This is a genomic window from Polyangium sp. y55x31 (genome assembly GCF_029946505.1).
Lineage (GTDB): Bacteria > Myxococcota_A > Polyangia > Polyangiales > Polyangiaceae > Polyangium.
Map to the genome: position 1 here is coordinate 70111 of NZ_JARZHG010000044.1, position 20593 is coordinate 90703.

The window sequence follows — 20593 nt, forward strand, 5'->3', positions numbered from 1 at the left end:
CGTCCGCCATACCGCGCTCCCGCCGCCGGCTCGTTGACGCTCGAAGGCTACGCTCGGGCGAGCCGAGCTGCGCGCCTAAACCCGGCCGCGTGCGCTCGGCTGCGCCCGCCCGTGGCACCCGTGATGCAATCCGCGGCTCTCCCCGGATGCACGACGCGGAAGGAGTGACCATGCGAGCAATCGTGAGGCGAGGACTGTGGACGGGCGCCGCGCTGACGGCGGCGACCGCGACGGCCATGATGAGCTCTTCGACGATCGAACGGGGCTCACCCTGGGCCGGGCTCAACGCGGTGGCCACGGCGGCCGTGCCGACGCGGCGGGTCGGCACCCGGTTCCAGCGCGGCGTCACGCCCCTCGGCTTCCTGCTCCTCACCGGCGGCCACCTCGGCTGGGGCCTCGCGTACCAGAGCGTGCTCGCGCGGGCGCGTCCCGAGCGGCCCGGGGGCATGCTGCTCGCGAGCGCGCTCTCGGCCCTCGGCGGGTATGTCCTCGACGCGCTGGTGCTGCCCGATCGCCTCCTCCCGAACCTCCGCCGCGCGATGGGCAACGCGGGCACGCTCGCCATGTACGCCGCCGTCGGGATCACGAGCTTCTTCGCGGCCCGACCGTCGCGGCGGAAGCGGCTCACGGGCCGGAAGATCGCGGTGCTCACGGCGGACGGCTTCGAGCAGGTCGAGCTCTTCGGCACGGCACGGGCGATCGGCGACGAGGGCGGGCAGGTCGAGGTGCTGTCGCTCCGGCCCGGGAAGATCGTGGGGATGAACGTCGACGTCCCGGGACGGAGGGTCCGCGTGCAGCGGACGATCCGGGAGGCGGATCCGGGCGAGTACGACGCGCTCTTCGTGCCGGGCGGGTTCATCGCGCCGGACTTCTTGCGGCAGAGCCAGGAGGTGCGCGAGTTCGTCCGGGCCTTCGACGCGGCGGGCAAGCCCATCGGCGCGATCTGTCACGGGCCGTGGGTGCTCGCGTCGGCGGGCATTCTCCGCGGGCGGCACATCACGTCGTGGCCCGGGATCCGGGATGATCTGGTGAATGCGGGGGCGACCTGGCGGGACGAGGCGGTCGTGCGCGACGGCAACATCATTTCGAGCCGCGGGCCGCAGGATCTGCCGGTGTTCACGCGTGCGCTCGTCGACTTCTTCACCGGCACGAAGCCGACGCCCGAGCGGCCGTGGGCGCCGGCCGCGTCGTCGCCGCAGCGGAGCGCGCCGCCGGCGATGGCCCTCGCCGGCGCGGCGCTCCTGCCGAAGGTGGCCAAGGCGCGCAGCGTCCTCGGCCTGACCGCGGCCTTCGCCGTGGGCCTCGGGGCGTTACCCGCGCTCCGCGTGCTCGCGGCCCTTACCGGCCGGCGCGGTTAGGCCATCGAAGAGCGCCATGGCGGCCGGCCGCACCACCTCGTCGAGCGCGCGCTCCAGCGAGGACCGCAGCACGGCCGCCTCCGGCCGCCCATGCGCCTCGAGCGCGCCCGCCCCGCCTGCTCGCACCTCGAGCGTGACGCCCGCGGCGAACGCCTCCACGAAGGCCGCCCGGACGGCCCGCGCGACGGACGTGTCTCCGCTCCGCAGCGCCCACGCCACCGCCCTCCACGCAAGCTCCGCGTGCCTCGCCTCGTCTTCCGCGATGGCGAGGAGCGCCTCCCGCACGGCCGGATCCGTCGCCCGCGCCGCTTGTTCGGCCGCGAGCAGGCTGGCGAGCGTCTCGCCGACGCAGCCTTCCCGCACCGCGCGCGCGGCGATCTCGGCGAGATCCGCGCTCACGTCCACCGCGCCCCCGGCGAACGGGAATGCGCCCGGCCCGACGGGTTCGCCGGCGTAGGCCGAGGCCAGCGCGAAGGCGAGGCGCGCGTGCCGGACCTCGTCGAGCGCTGCCTCGTGCGCGCGCGCCACGAGATCGGCCGGCGCCCCCACGGCGAGCAGCTCCAGCGCGAACCGTCCGAACGAGGCGATCGAGGCATGTTCGAGCAGGCCGTCGTGGGTCCAGGCGACGGCGAGCTGAGCGCGCTCGTCGGGGGACAAACCGGCGAGATCGGGCGCGGGGAGGGCGCTCTCCATCCAGTTCGATCGGCCTGACGCGCGCGTCGCGGCCCGGGCACGGCCTTCCACGAGGAAGGGCCGACCGACGGCGCCGCAGGTCTCGTACGTCACCTCGTAGCAGCACTGGCCGTCCTGGAAGACCCCATCGGTATTCACCACGGAGCTGCAATACCCAAGGGGGTTGTCGGGAGTCACGTGCGTCAGCGCTTCTTCTTTCGGTGGGCACGGCGGCACCATCGAGCCGCCCGCGCCGCCGGCCCCGCCTGCGCCGCCGCTCCCACCGCCGCCGCCTGCGCCGCCGCTGCCTTGCTCCGGCCAGGCGAAGCACTCCGTGACCGTCTCGAAGATGCCGCTTCCGCCGCCCCCGGGTCCGAGGCCGGCGCCGCCGCTGCCCCCCTGACCTCCCTGACCTCCCTGACCTCCCTGACCTCCTTGACCACCCGGCTCGACGTCGCTGCCACAACCCTGGGCGGCCACCGCGCCGATCCCGGCGAGCGCGACACCGAGCAACTGCGCCGCGAGCCGGCGCCGGAAATGGAAAGACCGATCCATGACTCCTCCTTCCGCGTGCCGACACGGACGCGACTTCGTCTGGGTATCAGAGTCTTGATTTGCGTGGATACGTCAAATCTGCGAGACACGATCGCACCCATGCGATGGCCTTTCGTCGCCCGTGTCACGGCGCTCCTCTCGCTTCTCGCAACGTCCGTCCTCGGCTGCGGCTCGCTTCCGGACTCCGCGATGGCCGTGCTCCACGAGGCCGATTCGTTCCAGGTCTTCGCGCTCGAACCCGAACACGGCGAAGAGCCGCCGCCGGGCGTCGAGACCTTCCACGGATACCAGGTCCTCGCGAAGGGCGACGTCGCCCACCCGAAGGCGCGTGAGCATATCATCGACATCGTGAATGCCGGCGTGCGCAAGGGCGGCACGCAGGCGAAATGCTTCAATCCGCGCCATGGCGTGCATACCGTGCGCGGAGGCCACACCGTCGACATCGTCATCTGTTACGAATGCTCGGCGCTCGAGGTCGTGGAGGACGGTCGATCCACGACACTCCCCACGGGCGACGTCCAGGCGGACCTCGACGAAGCGTTCCGCGCCGCAGGCGTGATCCGTCCCACCGGTCGCTGAGCGCGAAGGCCCGTTGCCGCTTGACAGGGCTCGGTCGTCTGTGACAAGTGAAAGTCACTTTCAATTTCTGGAGTACCGAGACATGACCAAGCGTTCGATACGAATCTTGAAGTCCGCGGCCCTCGTGACGGCCGTGGCCGGGCTGCTCACCGGCTGCGGGTCGGAGGAGCCTGCGTCGGGCGCGAAGCCCCTCTCAGAGTCGGCGCCGCCCATCATCGCGGCCTACGCGTCCCTTGTGCAAAACTCGTACATCGAAGCGATGGACGAGACCTCTTCGCTGAACGCCACGCTCGCGCAGTTTGTGGCCGATCCCACGGAGGCGAGGCTCGAGTCCGCCCGCGAGGCGTGGCTCCTCGCGCGTGATCCGTACGGCCTGACCGAGGCCTTCCGCTTTTACGGCGGCCCGATCGACGACGACGACGGCCCCGAGGGCCGCATCAATGCCTGGCCGATGGACGAGGCCTACGTCGATTACGTGGACGGCGATCCGAACGCGGGCATCATCAACGATCCGGCGACGTACCCGACGATCGACGAGACCACGATCGCCGAGCTGAACGAGAAGGACGGCGAGAAGAACATCGCGACCGGGTATCACGCGATCGAGTTCCTGCTCTGGGGGCAAGACCTCTCCGCCGACGGCCCCGGGCAGCGGCCGTACACCGATTACCTCGTCGAGATGGGCACGGCCGCGAACCAGGAGCGTCGCGGGCAGTACCTCCTCGCGGCAGGAAAACTCCTGCTCCAGGACCTGGGCTCGGTCTCGGCGGAATGGGCGCCCGAGACCGGCGCGTACCGGGCGTCGTTCGTCGCGCTCCCGCCCGAGGAGGCGCTGCGCCGCATTCTGCTCGGTCTCGGCAGCCTGAGCGGCGCCGAGCTCGCCGGCGAGCGGATACAGGTCGCGTACGACACGAAGGAGCAGGAAGACGAGCACTCCTGCTTCAGCGACAACACGCACAAAGATCTGCTCAACAATGCGATCGGCATTCAGAACGTCTACCTCGGCCGCCGCGCCTCGGTCGACCTGCCCGGCATCGACGAGCTCGTGCGTGAGCGTGATCCGGCGCTCGACGCGCGCCTCCAGGAGGAGATGCAGGCCAGCATCGACGCGATCGAGGCCATCGGAAAGCCGTTCGATCAGGCGATCCTCGGCGACGACACGGCGGCCGGGCGGCAGAAGGTGAAGAAGGCGATCGAGGCGCTCCGCAAGCAGACGTCGACGATCATCGAGGTCGCGACGCTGCTCGGCCTCCAGCTCAACATCGAGGAGTGATCGCCATGCGATGGCCCGTGTTTCCTTTGGTCTTCGTGGTCCTCGGCTGCGGCGCGGAGCCTCCGCCCGGGGAGACCGGGCTCTCGGCCGAGCCGGGGGAAGAGCTCTCCGGCGGCGAGACCACGGTCCACGACACCTCGAAGAACGCCTATTCGCTCTCGGCCCGCAACATGACGCCCGAGCGGCGCAGCGCGTTTTTCGTGGGAAACTCGTTTTTCAAGGAAAACTGGGTCATCGCTCCCTCCTCGACCGAAGGGCGGGATGGGCTCGGGCCGCTCTACAACGCGCGCTCGTGCTCGTCCTGTCACCTCCTCGACGGCCGCGGCAGCCCGCCGGACGACCCGGCCGAGCCCCTCGTCTCGGTCCTCCTCCGGCTCAGCATCCCCGGCGTGGACGCGCACGGCGGCCCCGCCCCCGAGCCCACGTACGGCGGCCAGCTCCAGCCGCGCGCCATCCCCGGCGTTGCGCCCGAGGGCGACGCGTTCGTCGCTTATGAAGAAATGCCGGGCTCGTTCCCGGACGGCGAGACGTACAGCCTGCGCAAGCCCGTCTACACGATCGCCGCGGGTCGCGGCGACATGCAGCCGGACACGATGATCTCGCCGCGCGTCGCGCCCGCGATGATCGGCCTCGGCCTGCTCGAAGCCATCGCCGAAGAGGATATCCTCCGGGCCGAGGATCCGGACGACGCCGACGGCGACGGCATCTCCGGACGGGCGAACCACGTGTGGGACGCGGCGCGCGGGGCCGTCGTGCTCGGTCGATTCGGCTGGAAGTCGAACCAGCCGACGCTCGCGCAGCAGACGGCGGGCGCGTTCCTCGGGGACATGGGCATCACCACGTCGATGTTCATGAACGAGGAGTGCACGGACGCCGAGACCGATTGCAAGGACGCCCCGACCGGCGGCACCCCCGAGGCGAGCGACAAGATTCTGACGGACGTCACGTTTTATTCGACCACCCTCGCGGTCCCGGCGCGCCGCGACGTGGGGGATCCCGTGGTCCTCACCGGCAAGCGGCATTTCCTGGAGCTCGGCTGCGGCAAATGCCATACGCCCGTGTTTCGCACCGGCACCTTCGACGGCTATCCCGAGCTGTCCGGCCAGACGATCCGGCCCTTCACGGACCTGCTCCTCCACGACATGGGCGAGGCGCTCGCGGATGGCCGGCCCGATTTCGAGGCGGACGGGCGCGAGTGGCGTACGACGCCTCTCTGGGGCCTCGGGCTCCTCCATGTCGTCAATGGCCACCAAAATCTGCTACATGATGGCCGCGCGCGTGGCTTCGTCGAGGCCGTGCTCTGGCACGGTGGCGAGGCGGAGGCCTCACGCGAGGCGTTCCGCGCCCTGCCGGCCGAGGATCGCCGCGCGCTCGTTCGGTTCCTGGAGTCGTTATGAGCTTGTCACCACCGGCCTTTCCTTCCCGATCCGCGCTCGCCCTCGCCATGACGCTCGCCTTCACGGCGGCCTCGTGCGAGACGCCCACCGCCGACGACACGGCGCAACGCGCGGTGATGCACGACCTCGCCTACGAGGTGATGCTCCCCATCTACGACGAGCTCGAAAAAGAGGCGCTCCCGCTGCCTCCCGCCGTGGCGGCGTTTTGCGACGCGCCCACGGAAGACACGCTGAAAGCCGCGCAGGCGGCGTGGCGCGCGGCGCGCGTGCCGTGGAAGCATGCCGAGGCGTTCCGGTTCGGCCCCGTCGAGGACCTCCGCATCGGCAGCGCCATCGACTTCTGGCCCGCGCGTCCCGACTCGATCGAGTCCGCGATCACGGCCGCGCCCGAGCCCGTCACGGCTGCGCACATCGCCTCGCTCGGCGTGAGCACGAAGGGCCTGCCGGCGCTCGAATACCTGCTCTTCGATCCGGCGGGCGGCAATGCCGCGATCCTCGCTTCTCTCGGGAGCGCGGATGCGACGGGGAAGAAGCGCTGCGCGTATGCGCGCGCCCTCGCCGAGACCATCGCCGCGGACGTGACGACGGCGCAGGAAGCGTGGAGCCTGGAAGGCGGCGCGTTCGTGGATCAGGTCGCGAAAGCGGGTTCGGGCAGCACCCTCTTCCTCACGGGACAGGACGGCATCGCGCGGGTCGTCAATCTGCTCGTCTTCGCGATGCAGGCGGTGGCCGAGAATCGGGTCTCGGGCCCGCTCGGGGCGGTGAGCGGCGTCGGGCCGGATCCGACGATCGTCGAATCACGCTTCAGCGACAATTCCATCGAAGACCTGCTCGGAACGCTCCGCGGCGTCGAGGACGTCTACCTCGGCCGCCATGGCGATCGCAGCGGGCGCGGCATCACCGAGCTCGTCGCCGCGCGCAGCCCGGCCATCGATTCCTCCGTTCGAAAGGCCTTCACGGACGCCGCGGCCGCGGTCTCGGCGATCCCTGCGCCTCTGCGCACCGCGATCACGAATGATCCTGCGGCCGTCACCAAGGCGCACGACGCGCTCCGGGTGTTGCGACGCCTGCTCTCCACCGACGTCGCCAGCGTCCTCGGCGTCAGCGTCACTTTGAGTGACAATGACGGCGACTGAGACATCTCGGCGGGAGAGCCTCGTCGAGAGGCTCTTCCGCCCCGTCGACATCGCGTCCCTCGCCGCGTTCCGCATCCTCTTCGGCGCGCTCATGCTGGTGAGCGTCGTCCGCTTCTGGGCGAACGGCTGGATCCGCGATTTTTACATCACGCCCCCGTTTCACTTTCATTACTTCGGTTTTTCGTGGGTCTCGCCCTGGCCGGGCTCGGGCATGTACGCCCATTTCGTGGTCCTCGGCCTCGCGAGCACCTTCGTGATGGTCGGGCTCTTCTACCGCGCCGCCGCGGCCGTCCTGTTCGTCGCCTTCACGTACGTCGAGCTCCTGGAGAAGGCGACCTATCTCAACCACTATTACCTCATCAGCATCCTCTCCTTCTTGATGATCTTCCTGCCGCTCCACCGGGCGGCGTCGATCGACGCATGGAGAAACCCGGCGCTCGCGAGCCGCACGGCGCCGGCCTGGGTGCTTTCGCTCCTGCGCTTCCAGATCGGGGTCGTGTACGTATTCGCCGGGATCGCGAAGCTCGGGCCGGATTGGCTCCTGCGCGGCGAACCGCTCGGCATCTGGCTCTCGGCGCACACGGACATCCCGGTCGTCGGCCCCTTCCTCGCCGAGCGCTGGGTCGCGCGCGCGGCGAGCTTCGCGGGCGCCGCGTTCGACCTCACCGTGGTGTTTTTCCTGCTCCGCGATCGCACCCGACGCTTCGCGTATGCCGCGGTGCTGGTTTTCCATTTCATCACCGGCATGCTCTTTCCGATCGGCGTCTTCCCGTGGATCATGTCCGCGTCCGCGTTGATCTTCTTCCCGCCGAGCTGGCCGCGTCCGCTCCTCGCGCGGATCTCGCGCCGGTTTGCCCGCTCGAACCCCGAGGCGCCCGCGGCCCCGAGGCCGCCGCATACAATCGGCGCGTGGCAGCGCGTGGGGCTCGCGCTCCTCGCCGTGCATGCGATCGTGCAGATTGCGCTCCCGCTCCGCCATTTCCTTTACCCTGGGAACACGGCCTGGAGCGAGGAGGGGTTTCGATTCGCCTGGAGGGTCATGCTCGTGGAAAAACTCGGCTATGTCGAGCTCCGCATTCGCGACCACGAGACGGGCCGCACGATCCTCGCCCAGCCTTCCCGATGGCTCACGCCGCTCCAGACGAAGATGATGGCGCAGAGCCCGGACATGATCCTCGAGCTCGCGCACCACGTCGCGGACGACTACGCGCGCCGGGGCAAACACGTGTCCGTGTACGCGGACGCGTGGGTGACCATGAATGGCCGGCCGAGCCGGCGGATCATCGATCCCAGCGTCGACCTCACGACCGTCCAGGATTCCTTGCTGCACAAACCATGGATCCTGCCGCTCGACGACCACGCCGAGGAGGCCGCCACAGCCTCCTCACAGCATTGATCTGGGGAATCGGCCCGGCGTACTCTCTCGCCGATGCCGCGCCTCCCGCTCGCCCTCTCGCTCGTCCTCGCTGCGTGCGGCGCTCCGGCCGCGCCCCCCGCGGCCCCGCCTGCGCCTCCTTCGCCCGTTGCGGCGTCCGCGCCCGCGCCCGCCGCGCCTGCGCCCATCCAGCCTGCTTGTGCCCTCGCGACCGATCTCCCGCCGCTCCCGGCGCCGCGCCTCGACCTCCGCGCGCCCGAGCCTTCCCGGGAAAACCTCCACGCGTGGGTCGATCTCCTCGCGGATCCCGCCCTCCACGGCCGCGCCGCCGGCTCCTCCGAGAACCGCCGCGTCGCCGATCTCCTCGCGCGCGCCTTCCTCTCGTTCGGTTTTTCCCCGCCCGAAGGCCACGACCCTTGCGTCCCGTTCGAGCGCAGCGACGTCCGCGATCAGAACGTCATCGCCCACCTCCGCGGAAAAACCCGTCCCGACGGCCCCGCCGTCCTCGTCGGCGCCCATTACGACGCGCAGGGGGAGCGCGACGGCCAAGCATATCCCGGCGCCGATGACAATGCCTCCGGCGTCGCGGCTTTGCTCGAGATCGCCCGCCTCTCCGCTTTGCGTGGGGCGGCTCTCGACCTCGTCGTCGTCGCGTTTGGCGCCGAGGAGCGCGGCGTGCTCGGCGCGAGAGCTTACGTCGAGGCGCCGACGGTTCCTCTCTCTCGCCTCGCGCTCATGGTCAACCTCGACATGGTCGGCCGGCCCCTGCTCGACGGATCGCCGCTCCGGCTCGTCGTTCCGCGCGCATCCGAGGCGCTCGGGTTCGTCGTCGGGACACGGGATGGGCAAAGGACCCGCGCGCTGCTCGATCGTGCGGCGGCGCGCGAAGATCGGCCCCTGTTCGGCATTCCCGAGGCCGCATTGACACGGCTCGGGTACGCTTCCGACAGCGTCCCGTTCGGCCCGCACACCCCCACGATTTTCCTCTCCGATGCCGCGCTCGCCGATTACCATCAGCCCACGGACACGCCCGATCAGGTCGATTTCGACCAGATCGAGCGCGCCGTTCGCCTCACGTTGACGATGCTCGACGAAGTGCGGAAGGAGCGCGATTCAGGGCAATCGAGCGCCTACTTGCCGCCCTGACCCCCGCAGGAGGGATTGAACGGCAAGGACTCCCCGTCTCCCGCATTGTTCAATTCATCGAGGACCGCGCCCAGGACCAGGCGGCGCTCGTCGTCGCCCTCGTCGAACGCAACGTCCCCGAGAGCGAGGAGCTCGTCCACCGTCTCGAGATCCCCATCGGCGTCCACGTCCGCGAAGACGTAGTTTCCGATACCGAACGCCATTGCATTGAGCTTCGCCGCGAGGAGCTGGTGGCCCAGGATGATCTGCGCGTCGCCCTTGGGCGGCGTCTTGAAATATGCCTGCACCTCGAGCGACGAATCGAACGTCATCGCCGCGCCGAGCGAGACGGGCAAGAGCGAAAGCCCACCCACGTCGCCATCGATGACGCAGGCGTGGTTCTTCCAGAAGCCCTGCGTCCGCGTGAGGAGCGGAGGCGGATCTTCGCACTCGTCGGGCGGGTCCGGCGGCTCCGTGGGCGGTTCCGTGGGCGGATCACTCGGATCCGGCGGCTCTGCGGGCGGATCACTCGGATCCGGCGGCTCCGTGGGCGGCGGCTCCGTGGGCGGCGGCTCCGTGGAGGGCGGGGCCACGATCGAAGGCGCATACGTGGGAAGACACGGCTCCGGCACGGGAGAAATGGCGAACGTGACGCCGCGCAGTGGATCGGAGGACGCCTGCTCGCAACCGAAGAGCAGGACGAGAGAGGTGACGGCAACCATCCATGACGAGGTGCGCATGCTGGAAGTCTACGCCCCGCACGCACCATTGAAATAGCGTAGCAAAATGGCGTCGATGGTCAATGCAGTGACCAGATATTCCCCCGTCAGGGGGCTCGCCATTCCAGCGCGACGCGGACCCGCGCACTGCTCCCGTCATCCGTGCAGGTGAACGTGCCGCGGCCGAGGTTTTTCTCGATACATGCGGCGAGCGCGCGATCGGCCGTCCCGGCGACGACCTTGCCGGAGACCGGCACGCCGTCCTCGCGGATGTCGAAGTCGGCCACGATCAAGCTGCCGGCAGGCGCGGCGCAACGCGCGAGCGGCGCGGCGATCGAATCGACGTTGTCGATCACGAGCCGGTGGACGGCCGTGTATCGCTTTTTCCCGTCGACCACCTGCTCCATCGAATGCCAGTCGTCCTCCACGTGGATGTTCGTGGTCGCCTCGATGACGCGAATCTCCGGCCTCTGTTTTCCGACCAGATCCGGCGCCTCGTACTGCACGCGGATCGTGCGCCGCCCCGGCCGCTTGCTCATCGCCGCCGAGCCCACGAGCGCCTGGCACACGCACGCCTCGCGCGCGCCCTCGCGACCGTCTCGCAGGTCGAGGTTTTCCAGTTCGCAATACCGCCCGCCCGCGTCGCCCTGCACGAGGAAATCGCGGGTCACGTCGTCGTCATTCGAAAAACACGCGACGAGGTTGCCCGCGCGGTCTTTCCAGTCCACCGAGCCGGGGTCACACTGGCCAAAAGGTTTGTCCTCGCAGATCGTGATGGGGCCTTCACGGAGCGCGTTTCTCTCGTCGCCCCGGGCCATGAGGCCGCCGAGCACGCCGGCGTGTTCTTTCCGGACCAGCGACGCGAACGCCGCGCGATACCGATCCACGACGCCGAGCTGCGGATTCCAGGGCCCTTCGAACGTCACCCCGATGTTTCCGCCGCGCGACGTGATGTTGACCCAGAGCACCTCGCCGCGCTCTCGGCCGACCCCGCTGATCCGCATCACGTCGGTCGTCAACCAGCCCTCGTCGTAGGCGCGCCGCGACAGGGGTTCGCCCTCGTAGGCGCATCGGTGCCCGGTTTGCCGCGAGACGGGCCGCAGCTTGGGATCGACCATGGCCGGCCCGAGAATCGTGTAATCGGGCGCGACGCGGGCGAGGTGCGCCGCGAGCTCGGCGCGCAGGGCCGCTCGTTCGGCGCGAAAAAGCTTGTCGTCCTCGATCGGGAGCACGGCGACCTCGGGCCGATCGGCTTCCGCCGGCGGCTGCGCGGCGGCCTGTGCCGGCGGAGGCGGCTGCGGCGCGACCAACTGCGGATCCGAAACGATCGTCGCTTGAAGCGGAGATTGGGCGACGCAGGAGGCGCTGAGGAGCGCGCTTCCGAGGGGCAGAAGCGTACGGATGGGGGTCTTCATGGGAAACCGCTTCAATCGATGGTCATCGTCAAGGTTTGTCCGATGACGTGGCATTCATCGGAGGTCACCGTGACGTTCGCGGTCTTCGTCGCCATGTCGCGCGTCGCGGTGATGACGAAGTCGCCCGCCTCTTCCACGCCGCAATCGTAGGTGTTCTCGATGACCTGCTCGCAGGGCTTCGACGCGCCGCCGTTCACCGTATACGTGAGCTCGGCGTCGGTCACGGCCGCGCCGGTGCTGTCGACGACGGTGACCGTCACGGAGACCGCGGCGAGCGTGGTACAGGCGACCTCGTCGGAGCTACAGGCCGCGAGCGGGACGAGGCAGAGTGCGAGAACGGGAGCGAGAAGCGAGCGCATGCTCGACGGCTTTACCGAGCGCTCGCCGGCCGGGCAAATTCTCGGCGGAGACCGCGCGCTGCCCGCCCCCTGGCCCGGCTTCTGCACGGCATTCCCCCTCGGAGGCCGATGAAAGGTTGGCTCGACACCCTCCGGATCCGAGCGACTTCGTCCGCGGGGCGTGCTCCCAAGGGCGGCGCGCGCGGGCTCTCGGTCAGCGACGGGGTCTTTTTCGTCGTCGGCATCGTGATCGGCGCGGGCATCTTCAAGACGCCCTCGCTCGTCGCGGCGAACGTGACGAGCGCCAAAAGCGCGATGCTCGCCTGGGTGCTCGGGGGCGTGGCCTCCTTGCTCGGCGCGCTTTGTTATGCCGAGCTCGCCTCGACGTACCCCCACAAGGGCGGCGATTACCACTACCTCACGCGGGCGTTCGGCGGCGCGGTGGGGTTTCTGTTCGCCTGGTCGCGCATGGCCGTCATCCAGACGGGATCCATCACCATGCAGGCCTTTCTCGTCGGGGATTACGCCTCCCAGGTGGCCTCGTTTGGCCCCCACTCCGCCTCGGTCTGGGCCGCCCTCGTGATTGCCCTCCTGACCGGCGCGAACATCGCCGGCCTGAAGCAATGCCGCGTCCTCCAGCGCGTGCTCACGGTCGCGCTCGTCCTCGGCCTCCTGCTCGTCGTCGTCGCCGGTCTCGTCCTCGCGCCCCCGCCGGCCGAGGCCGCGGGCGCGACGGCCGTAACCACGGCGAACCCGGCGTTTGGCCTCGCGATGGTCTTCGTGCTCCTCACGTACGGCGGCTGGAACGAGGCGGCCTACCTTTCGGCCGAGCTGCGCGGCGGCCGGCGCGCCGTCGTGCGGGTGCTGGTCATTGGCATCGGCCTCATCACGGCCATTTACCTCGCGATCAACCTGATCTTCCTGCGCGGGCTCGGCTTCCCGGCGATCGCCCATTCCGATACGGTCGCGGCCGACCTCATGCGCCGCGCCATGGGTCCGATCGGCGCCACGCTCATCAGCATCCTCGTATCCCTTGCCGCGCTGAGCACGATGAACGCGACCATCTTCACGGGAGCGCGCACGACGTTCGCGCTCGGCCAGAGCTTCGCGCCGTTCCGGCGTCTCGGCCGATGGCACGACGGCGCCGACACCCCGCGGAGCGCGCTCGTCGTCCAGGGCGTCATTGCGCTCGCGCTGGTCCTCCTCGGCGACGTCACGCGCAACGGATTCGTGACCATGGTCGAATACACGGCCCCCGTCTTCTGGGCGTTTTTCCTCCTCGTGGGCCTGTCGCTCTTCGTGCTCCGCAAAAAAGATCCGGACGTCGCGCGCCCCTTCCGCGTGCCCCTTTATCCCGTCGTGCCCGTGCTCTTTTGCGGCGTCTGCCTGCACATGCTCCGGTCGAGCCTCTCGTATACGGGCGTCGGCGCGCTCGTGGGCGTGGGTGTGCTCCTTGCTGGTGTGCCGGTGCTGCTCCTTCCGCGCGCGCGAGGGCTCGCGCGGCGGCGGGCGGCAGAGGCTCGTCGCTAACGAATTCGATCACGAGGAGAGGGGCCCATGCCGAAGCGAATGCTCGTTCCGTACCTCGCACTTTGCCTCCTGCCGGCGACGGCGTACGCCGAGGGCGCGCGCAAGCCCAGCGTCACGCGGATCGCGCAGGAGCAGGAGACCGTCCAGAAAGACGTGCCGTTCGTGCCCACCCGAGAGGAGACCGTGGCGCGTATGCTCGGCATCGCCGGCGTGACCAAGGATGACGTCGTCTACGACCTCGGCAGCGGCGACGGCCGCATCGTGGTCATGGCCGCGCAAAAGCTCGGCGCGCGCGCCGTCGGCGTCGAGATCGATCCGGTGCGCATCCAGGAGGCCAACAACAATGCCAAGGCGGCCGGCGTCACCAATCGCGTCGAATTCCGCCAGCAGAGCCTCTTCGACGCGGACATCAAGGACGCGACCGTCGTCACGATTTACCTCTTGCCCTCGGTCAACTTGAGGATCCGCAACAAATTGCTCACCGAGCTCAAGCCCGGCGCGCGGATCGTCTCGCACGACTTCGACATGGGGGACTGGCGGCCCGATCGGAAAGAAAAGGTCGGCGACGACACGGTGTATCTGTGGGTCGTCCCCGCCAGCGTGCAGGGCACGTATCGTTTGTCGGTCCCGACGGCGGAGGGCGAGGCGCCGGCCACGCTCACGCTCGAGCAGAAGTTCCAGGACGTGAGCGGCTCGCTGAAGCTCGGCAATCGGCGCTTGCCGCTCGCGGAGGTGACCCTGCAGGGCGACGCGATCAGCTTCCGTACGGCCGAGGGGTCCGAGCTGACTTTCCGCGGCCGGGTGCAGGGGACACGCATTCAAGGGAACGTGACGCCGGCCGGCGGGCAATCGCGGGCCTTCACGGCGCAGAGGGAAGGGGCGAACCCGTGAGGACGCTCGACGTGGACGGCGCCTGGGCCCATGGACCTCGTGCGCGGCCGCGCGGAAAGGGAAGGGGACATGGCCGAACACGGGGCGGGCAAGCGTAACGAGGCAGGCGCCGAGCGAATGGATCCCGGGCAATCGACGCGGACCGTCAATCCGGACGCGAGCGGATCCATCGCCGACATCGCTCGGCAACAGGGAACGAGCCAGCGCGGCTATACCGCGGACAATCCGCACCAATACGACGAACCCGCGCCGCCCGGCGCCAGGGTCACGGGGGATCCGGGCCGCGTGACGGGAGGCGTGCGAAAAGGAGGAAACGAATGAATTCGTCGAACCAGGGCCGAGCGCCCCTCGGAGAGGCGCCGGGCTACGGCGACCTCACCGAAGGCACCGTCGGCAATCAAGGCACGGTCGATCCCGGCCGGCAAAACGTCCCGCAGGGCAAACGGGACCGCGACGAGCCCCCCGGCACGTCCGAGCCGCCGCTCGGCAGGAACGTCGGCGGCGAGCAAAGCGAAGGGGCCACGCGCCGCGAGGGCCAGGACCGAGGCAAAGGCTCGCAAGGCTTCGGCAACGAGTAACGCGCCTCCCGCGCGCCTCTGCAATCCGCACCCCCCATCGATCGAGGGCGCCCCCCCGTGGCTGCGCCCGGTTCTCCGTTGGCATCTGACTTGCTCCGTCTCGCCGTCGAGCTTTCCCCCCTGGCGACGACGAGAGGTGCCTTGTGCGCAAGACGACGACGATGGCTTTGATCTCCTTGACCTGCGTGGCCGCCCTTGCCGCTTGCGAGGGCCCCGCTTCCGAGACGCCCGATCCCATCGATCCGCCGGATCCCCCGGTGACGACCGACGACGGGCTCGATCTCCCCGAGACGCCCTACAACTACGCCGAGATCGCCCTCCCTTCGCATTTCCAGGGCCAGCTCGCAGAGGATCAGGACAACACGCCCGCGGCAAACCCCATCACCGACGACGGCGCGACCCTCGGCCGTGTGCTCTTCTACGACACGGCCCTCTCGAAAAACGGCGCCGTCGCCTGCGCTTCCTGCCACAAGCAGGAGAACGCCTTCGCCGATACGACGCGGCTGAGCCTCGGCTTCGAGGGCGGCGAGACCGGGCGTAACTCGATGAGCGTCGTCGACGCGCGTTACTATCGCAACGGCCGCTTCTTCTGGGACGAGCGCGCCGCCACGCTCGAAGATCAGGTCCTCCGGCCGATCCAGGATCCCGTCGAGATGGGCCTCACCCTCGACGAGCTCGTCGCGAACGTCTCGGCGAAGAGCTACTACCCGAAGCTCTTCGAAAAAGCGTTCGGTGATCCTGCGATCACCTCGGACCGCATCTCCCGCGCCCTCGCGCAGTTCGTCCGATCGATCGTCTCGTACCGCTCGCGCTTCGACGAGGGCATCGAGGCCGCGGGCGGCAACATCGCCGCCGATTTCTCGAACTTCACGCCCGAGGAGAACGCGGGCAAGGCCCTCTTCCTCGGCCCTGCGGGCGGCTGCGCGGCTTGCCACCTCGACGACGGCCCGCCCCACCCGCCGCCGCGCCACAACAACGCGTTTTTCTTCATCGCCGTCCCCACGAACAACGGCCTCGACGCGACCACCGACGTGGACGACAACGGCGTCGGGGAAATCACGGGCAACCCGCAGGACAACGGCCGCTTCAAGTCGTCCTCGCTCCGCAACGTGGCGCTCACCGCGCCGTACATGCACGACGGTCGCTTCGAGACCCTCGACCAGGTCGTCGAGCATTACAACTCCGGCGTGAAGCCCCACCCGAACCTCGACCCGCGCCTGCGCGTCCAGGGCTCGACCGAGCCGCGCAAGTTGAACCTCACGCCCCAGCAAAAGGCCTCGCTCGTGGCGTTCCTGAAGACGCTCACCGACGAGAAGCTGCTCGCCGATCCGATGTACACGGACCCCTTCGAAACGTCCTCGCCCTGAACACTCGCGCAGCCGTGGGGAGCTGGTAGGATCGAGCGGCATGACGCCCTCCGACCTCTCCCTTCGGCTCGACGTCCTCCGCGGCAAGAACCGATTCGCCGCGCGCACCCTCGACGATTTCGCGGCGCACGTCACGAGCGCGCCGGACGAGGCCCTCTTCCGCATGAGCCCCCTCCGGTATGCGGCGAGCCACGGCCTCGACGAGCAGGAGGGCATCGAGCTCTTCCTCCACGCCACGCACGTCGGCATCCTCGACTTCGCCTGGGGCATGCTTTGCCCCGGTTGCATGGCCTTCCTCACGACGGCCGGCGGATTGCGCTCGCTCCAGTCGAAGCACTGCAACTTCTGCAACCTCCACCTCGACGGCTTCCTCGACGACCGCGTCGAGGTCGCGTTCACCGTGGCCCCCTCGGTGCGGCGCATCCGCTTCCATTCGCCGGACACCGTCGATCTGCGCGAGGACGCCATCCGCCTTTACTTCTCGTCGAGCGTCGCGCCCGCATCACGCCCGCATCGCGCGCTCGGCGCGAGCATCCTCGCCGCAGCACGCGTGCTCCCCGGCGAGGCCCACGTCGCGACCGTCGACTTCCCCGAGGTCGGGCAGTACGTCATGCTCGCGCCTGCGGGCCACCTCGCCGTGTATGTCCGCGTGAAGGACGGCGGCCCGCGCGAGGCCTCGTTCGATTTGCTCGACGGCCGGGCGATTCCGGCCCTCGTCGACGTCGGCCCCGGCCGCGTCGAGCTCCGCATGTTGAACCGCACGACCCACGCCGTGGGTTATTTCATCGCGCCCGTCGGCGACACCTGGCCCGATCCGGCCGAGCCCGGACGACCCCTCGCGTATCCGCTGCTCCCGTACCTCAACGGGGCGCGGCTCGTCTCGTCGCAATCGTTCCGCGACCTCTTCCGGGCCGAGAGCATCCCCTCCGAGGGCGGGCTCGAGCTCAAGCGCGTCACCGTGCTCTTCACCGACCTCACCGGCTCCACGGCCCTTTACGAGCGCGTCGGCGACCTTCGCGCCTACGACCTCGTCCGCAAGCATTTTTCCGTCCTCCGCTCGATCGCCGCCGCGCAGGGCGGGGCCATCGTGAAGACCATCGGCGACGCGGTCATGGCGAGCTTCGCCGAGCCCATCCACGCGATGCGCGCCGCGATCCTCATGAACCGGGCGATCGCCGATCTGAAAGAGGCGGATCTCCTGCTCAAGATCGGCCTGCACACGGGGCCTTGCATCGCGGTCGAGCTCAACGAGCGCCTCGATTATTTCGGCCGAACCGTCAACATCGCGGCGCGTGTGCAGGGCCTCGCGCGGGCCGGGGAGATCGTGTGCACGAGCGAGGTGTTCGAAGTGCCCGGTGTCGCGGATGCCGTTCGAGCGGCGGAGCTCGTCGCGACGCGCGCCACGGCGCCGCTCAAGGGCATCGCGGGCGAGGTGCCCGTCGTGCGTATGGTCCGCGCGGGGGCGGAAGCGCCTCTGTCCATACCGTGACGGACTCCGGCGCCTCGCGCCTTCGATGGAGGTTCCAGCCTCCATGCCTGGAGGCGCGAACCTCCATCCCATCGTACCGCTTGCCGCTATGATGGCGCCCTCGAACGAGGCACGCGAATGCACCGATCTCTCACGCGCTTCTTTTCCTGGGCCGCCGCAACGATGGCCCTCCTCGCGGCGGCCTGCGGCGGCGGGAGCTCTTCGAAGACCGCTCCTCAGCCCGCGGCGCCGGCCGAACCTTCGCCCGTGGTCGTGGTCGCTGCGCCGGCGGCGACCGAAGAGAAGCCGCCCGCGCCCGCCGCGATCGAAGAGAAGCCCGCGGCGCCCGAACCTTCGCCCGCGCCTCCGCCCGAGGCCAAACCGTATCGCGAGATGGCTTTGGTCCTGCTCGACGGCCCGCCCGGCACGTGGACCGGCGAGCACGGCAACTACCCAACGCCGGTGCGGGAGGTATGGGGCGCCGGCGACGTCGTCTTCGCGGCCACCGGCGATGAATTTTTGCAGTCAAACGATCGGGGCCTCACGTGGCGAATCGTGAAAATCCCGCAAATGGCCCAGGTCCTCAGCGTCTGGGGCACCTCGCCCGACGAGGTCTGGGTGGGCTCGAAAAACGTAATCCTCCGCTCGACGGATCGCGGCGTCACGTGGAAAACCACCGCGGTCCCGGTGAATGCATATTACAACGGATTCTGGGCCGACGATAAGGATGCTTACGCCGTCGGCTCGGACGGCGTGATCCTCCACTCCTCGGATCGCGGCGAGACGTGGCAGCGGCAAGGCGAATCGCTCGGCCTGCGCTGGCTTTATGGCGTCTGGGGCACAGGCCGCGATGTCTGGGCCTTCGGCGATGCCGCCCCGAAGGACGGCTCCTGGAGGAGCACGACCGCGCTCGTACACACGAAGGACCGCGGAAAGACGTGGACGCTCGTGAACATCAACGCCGCGCCGCTCCGCGGCATTTGCGGCACCGGCGACGGGGTGATGCACATCATCGACTCCATCGGATCCATCCATCAGTCGAAGGATCGTGGCAAGACCTGGACGAAGGCGCATACCTTCGGCTCGATGGAGCTCAGCGCGCTCGCTTGTCGCGGCAAAAGTGAAATCTTCGTGGGTGGTCGTAATCGTACCTTCCAGCACTCGCTGGACGGCGGAAAGACCTGGACCGACGAGCTTGCCGCGCAAAACATGTGGACGAAGCTCGCCTACAGCATGGTGGACACGATCTTCGCCCTCCCGAGCGGCGAGGTCTTCGTCGGCGGCGAGGGCGTTTATTCGCCGAGCCCCACGGGCACCTTGTTTCGTCGCCGTTGATACCGTTACCATGTGGGCATGCCTTCCTCGATACACGCCCGCACCTCGCTCGCCCTCTCCACCTCCACGGCCCTCGCGCTCCTGATCCTCGATCCGGCCTCCGCGTCGGCCGCCGAATGCGGTTGCAATCACGAGATCATGCCGGGGACGACCGCCGTGAACGGCACCGATCTCGGCGTGAACCCCGGCGACGTCATCTGCGTCATGGCCGGGGATTACGAGTTCATCCGCTTCCGCGAGATCCGCGGCACGGCGGAGGCGCCCGTCGTCGTGAAGAACTGCGGCGGCGTTGTCAACGTGCGAAACACGGATCGTGCGTACGCCGTCGATTTCCAGGGTAGCTCCCACCATTTTCATCTCACCGGAACTGGGGAGGCCGGCGTCGAGTACGGCTTCCGGGTCAGCGCGCCGGACAAGGAACCGTACCCGGGCGTCGGCCTCTGGTTCCTCGACAAGAGCACCGATTACGAGGTCGACCACATCGAGGTCTACGAGACCGGCTTCGCCGGCGTCATGTCGAAGACCGACCCCCTCTGCGACGGCAGCGCCGACCAGGACAAGTTCATCCAGAAAAACGTGCGCCTGCACCACCTCTGGGTCCACGACACCGGCGGCGAAGGGTTTTACGTGGGGAGCACGCAAGGGGCCGGTCACACCATCACCTGCAATGGCCAGCAGGAGGTGCGCATGCCGCATTTCCTGGAGGGCATCGAGATCGACCACTGCATCGTGGAGGACACGGGCTGGGACGGCGCGCAGGTCGGCATGGCCCGCGAGGGCTGCAGCGTCCACGACAACATCATTCGCCGCGTCGGCGGCGAGATGGTGCAATACCAGTGGATGGGCCTGCAGATCGGGGGCCCCTCGAAGTGCGACATCCGCCGGAACATCATCTCCGACGGCCCGGTGAACGGCATCTTCGTGTTCGGCGCGAACGACACCACCGTCGCCGACAACGTCGTGCTGCGGTTCGGCGAGACGAACATTTACGCGAACATCCAGAACAACCCGGGCCCCGTCTCCTATCGCATCGCCCACAACACGCTGGTCGGCTTTGGCAAGGCCGCAGTGCAGGTCTTCGGCGACAAGATCGAAGGCGCGTTCGCCTACAACAATCTCGTCGTGGGGCCGAGCTCGGCCATCGGCGCGGGCAACGACGTGGGCTGGACGGCCGAGGGCAACCTCTTCGTGCCCACGGTCGCCGAAGCCGGGTTCGTCGAGGGCGACGCGGACGATTACCACCTCACGGAGAGCTCGCCCGCCCGCGGCGCCGGCATCGACCACAGCGCGGACGGTTTTACCACGGACCTCGACGGATACCTCCGCGCCAAACCCCCTGCGGTCGGCGCCTACGAATTCGTCATGGATTCGCCCACGGGCGGCGTGGGCGGCGGCGGTCCGACGAGCTCGGGCGTCGGCGGCGGCGGCGGAGCGGGCGCGTCCGGCGGCGCGGGCGCAGGCGCGTCCGGCGGCGCGGGCGGC

The 20593-nt window shown here is 69.0% G+C and carries 19 protein-coding genes; 15 read left to right on the forward strand and 4 right to left on the reverse strand.

Annotated features, from left to right (window positions below):
- Positions 1-170: 170 nt before the first annotated feature.
- Positions 171-1358: a type 1 glutamine amidotransferase domain-containing protein gene (locus tag QHF84_RS43195; RefSeq protein ID WP_281319433.1), complete on the forward strand. Its 1188-nt coding sequence runs from the start codon at positions 171-173 to the stop codon at positions 1356-1358.
- On the opposite strand, the gene QHF84_RS43200 is transcribed toward QHF84_RS43195, so the two are convergent.
- Positions 1311-2585 (reverse strand): ferritin-like domain-containing protein, encoded by a 1275-nt coding sequence (locus QHF84_RS43200; RefSeq protein WP_281319434.1) that lies wholly within the window; start codon positions 2583-2585, stop codon positions 1311-1313. The genes QHF84_RS43195 and QHF84_RS43200 overlap by 48 nt on opposite strands.
- Before the next feature lie 99 nt (positions 2586-2684).
- On the opposite strand from QHF84_RS43200, the gene QHF84_RS43205 reads away from it, so the two are divergent.
- From QHF84_RS43205 to QHF84_RS43230, 6 genes are all read left to right on the forward strand, one after another.
- Positions 2685-3164, forward strand: coding sequence for a hypothetical protein (locus QHF84_RS43205; protein ID WP_281319435.1), 480 nt, complete (start codon positions 2685-2687; stop codon positions 3162-3164).
- 82 nt (positions 3165-3246) lie between these two features.
- A complete protein-coding gene (locus tag QHF84_RS43210) occupies positions 3247-4437 on the forward strand; it encodes an imelysin family protein (protein ID WP_281319436.1) in 1191 nt (396 codons plus the stop codon).
- A 5-nt stretch (positions 4438-4442) separates the two neighbouring features.
- Complete coding sequence (locus QHF84_RS43215; protein WP_281319437.1) at positions 4443-5834, forward strand: di-heme oxidoredictase family protein; 1392 nt, start codon at positions 4443-4445, stop codon at positions 5832-5834.
- Positions 5835-5881: 47 nt separating this feature from the next.
- Positions 5882-6970, forward strand: a complete 1089-nt coding sequence (locus QHF84_RS43220; protein ID WP_281319438.1) for an imelysin family protein — start codon at positions 5882-5884, stop codon at positions 6968-6970.
- On the forward strand, positions 6957-8366 hold the full coding sequence (locus tag QHF84_RS43225) for an HTTM domain-containing protein (RefSeq protein WP_281319439.1): 1410 nt from the start codon (positions 6957-6959) through the stop codon (positions 8364-8366). The genes QHF84_RS43220 and QHF84_RS43225 overlap by 14 nt, the downstream gene beginning before the upstream one ends.
- Before the next feature lie 33 nt (positions 8367-8399).
- Entirely contained in the window at positions 8400-9491 is a 1092-nt protein-coding gene (locus tag QHF84_RS43230; RefSeq protein WP_281319440.1) for a M28 family peptidase, read from the forward strand.
- Here QHF84_RS43230 and QHF84_RS43235 read toward each other — a convergent pair.
- The 3 genes from QHF84_RS43235 to QHF84_RS43245 all read right to left on the reverse strand — a co-directional run bounded on the left by QHF84_RS43235 (position 9476) and on the right by QHF84_RS43245 (position 11963).
- Positions 9476-10210, reverse strand: coding sequence for a hypothetical protein (locus QHF84_RS43235; protein ID WP_281319441.1), 735 nt, complete (start codon positions 10208-10210; stop codon positions 9476-9478). The two genes, QHF84_RS43230 and QHF84_RS43235, sit on opposite strands and share 16 nt — an antisense overlap.
- An 86-nt stretch (positions 10211-10296) precedes the next feature.
- Positions 10297-11604 carry a hypothetical protein gene (locus QHF84_RS43240; protein WP_281319442.1) on the reverse strand — a complete coding sequence of 436 codons (1308 nt, stop codon included), beginning with the start codon at positions 11602-11604 and terminating at the stop codon, positions 10297-10299.
- Between the two features lie 11 nt (positions 11605-11615).
- Complete coding sequence (locus QHF84_RS43245; RefSeq protein WP_281319443.1) at positions 11616-11963, reverse strand: hypothetical protein; 348 nt, start codon at positions 11961-11963, stop codon at positions 11616-11618.
- Positions 11964-12071: 108 nt separating this feature from the next.
- On the opposite strand from QHF84_RS43245, the gene QHF84_RS43250 reads away from it, so the two are divergent.
- The 8 genes from QHF84_RS43250 to QHF84_RS43285 form a co-directional block, all read left to right on the forward strand.
- Positions 12072-13472: an APC family permease gene (locus tag QHF84_RS43250; protein WP_281319444.1), complete on the forward strand. Its 1401-nt coding sequence runs from the start codon at positions 12072-12074 to the stop codon at positions 13470-13472.
- 27 nt (positions 13473-13499) lie between these two features.
- Complete coding sequence (locus QHF84_RS43255) at positions 13500-14363, forward strand: class I SAM-dependent methyltransferase (RefSeq protein ID WP_281319445.1); 864 nt, start codon at positions 13500-13502, stop codon at positions 14361-14363.
- A gap of 69 nt (positions 14364-14432) precedes the next feature.
- Positions 14433-14684, forward strand: coding sequence for a hypothetical protein (locus QHF84_RS43260; protein ID WP_281319446.1), 252 nt, complete (start codon positions 14433-14435; stop codon positions 14682-14684).
- Positions 14681-14941: a hypothetical protein gene (locus QHF84_RS43265; RefSeq protein ID WP_281319447.1), complete on the forward strand. Its 261-nt coding sequence runs from the start codon at positions 14681-14683 to the stop codon at positions 14939-14941. Before QHF84_RS43260 ends, QHF84_RS43265 begins: the two co-directional genes overlap by 4 nt.
- Positions 14942-15102: 161 nt before the next feature.
- On the forward strand, positions 15103-16308 hold the full coding sequence (locus tag QHF84_RS43270; protein ID WP_281319448.1) for a cytochrome c peroxidase: 1206 nt from the start codon (positions 15103-15105) through the stop codon (positions 16306-16308).
- 40 nt (positions 16309-16348) lie between these two features.
- A complete protein-coding gene (locus tag QHF84_RS43275; protein ID WP_281319449.1) occupies positions 16349-17797 on the forward strand; it encodes an adenylate/guanylate cyclase domain-containing protein in 1449 nt (482 codons plus the stop codon).
- Between the two features lie 117 nt (positions 17798-17914).
- Positions 17915-19111, forward strand: a complete 1197-nt coding sequence (locus tag QHF84_RS43280) for a YCF48-related protein (RefSeq protein ID WP_281319450.1) — start codon at positions 17915-17917, stop codon at positions 19109-19111.
- An 18-nt stretch (positions 19112-19129) separates the two neighbouring features.
- Positions 19130-20593, forward strand: a 1464-nt coding sequence (locus QHF84_RS43285) for a right-handed parallel beta-helix repeat-containing protein (RefSeq protein ID WP_281319451.1), incomplete at its 3' end; no start/stop codon positions are given.

Bases quoted from the DNA above. Each gene is read 5' to 3' on its own strand.
- QHF84_RS43195 (WP_281319433.1), top strand. From the start codon at position 171: ATGCGAGCAATCGTGAGGCGAGGACTGTGGACGGGCGCCGCGCTGACG.
- QHF84_RS43200 (WP_281319434.1), bottom strand. From the start codon at position 2,585: ATGGATCGGTCTTTCCATTTCCGGCGCCGGCTCGCGGCGCAGTTGCTC.
- QHF84_RS43205 (WP_281319435.1), top strand. From the start codon at position 2,685: ATGCGATGGCCTTTCGTCGCCCGTGTCACGGCGCTCCTCTCGCTTCTC.
- QHF84_RS43210 (WP_281319436.1), top strand. From the start codon at position 3,247: ATGACCAAGCGTTCGATACGAATCTTGAAGTCCGCGGCCCTCGTGACG.
- QHF84_RS43215 (WP_281319437.1), top strand. From the start codon at position 4,443: ATGCGATGGCCCGTGTTTCCTTTGGTCTTCGTGGTCCTCGGCTGCGGC.
- QHF84_RS43220 (WP_281319438.1), top strand. From the start codon at position 5,882: ATGACGCTCGCCTTCACGGCGGCCTCGTGCGAGACGCCCACCGCCGAC.
- QHF84_RS43225 (WP_281319439.1), top strand. From the start codon at position 6,957: ATGACGGCGACTGAGACATCTCGGCGGGAGAGCCTCGTCGAGAGGCTC.
- QHF84_RS43230 (WP_281319440.1), top strand. From the start codon at position 8,400: ATGCCGCGCCTCCCGCTCGCCCTCTCGCTCGTCCTCGCTGCGTGCGGC.
- QHF84_RS43235 (WP_281319441.1), bottom strand. From the start codon at position 10,210: ATGCGCACCTCGTCATGGATGGTTGCCGTCACCTCTCTCGTCCTGCTC.
- QHF84_RS43240 (WP_281319442.1), bottom strand. From the start codon at position 11,604: ATGAAGACCCCCATCCGTACGCTTCTGCCCCTCGGAAGCGCGCTCCTC.
- QHF84_RS43245 (WP_281319443.1), bottom strand. From the start codon at position 11,963: ATGCGCTCGCTTCTCGCTCCCGTTCTCGCACTCTGCCTCGTCCCGCTC.
- QHF84_RS43250 (WP_281319444.1), top strand. From the start codon at position 12,072: ATGAAAGGTTGGCTCGACACCCTCCGGATCCGAGCGACTTCGTCCGCG.
- QHF84_RS43255 (WP_281319445.1), top strand. From the start codon at position 13,500: ATGCCGAAGCGAATGCTCGTTCCGTACCTCGCACTTTGCCTCCTGCCG.
- QHF84_RS43260 (WP_281319446.1), top strand. From the start codon at position 14,433: ATGGCCGAACACGGGGCGGGCAAGCGTAACGAGGCAGGCGCCGAGCGA.
- QHF84_RS43265 (WP_281319447.1), top strand. From the start codon at position 14,681: ATGAATTCGTCGAACCAGGGCCGAGCGCCCCTCGGAGAGGCGCCGGGC.
- QHF84_RS43270 (WP_281319448.1), top strand. From the start codon at position 15,103: ATGGCTTTGATCTCCTTGACCTGCGTGGCCGCCCTTGCCGCTTGCGAG.
- QHF84_RS43275 (WP_281319449.1), top strand. From the start codon at position 16,349: ATGACGCCCTCCGACCTCTCCCTTCGGCTCGACGTCCTCCGCGGCAAG.
- QHF84_RS43280 (WP_281319450.1), top strand. From the start codon at position 17,915: ATGCACCGATCTCTCACGCGCTTCTTTTCCTGGGCCGCCGCAACGATG.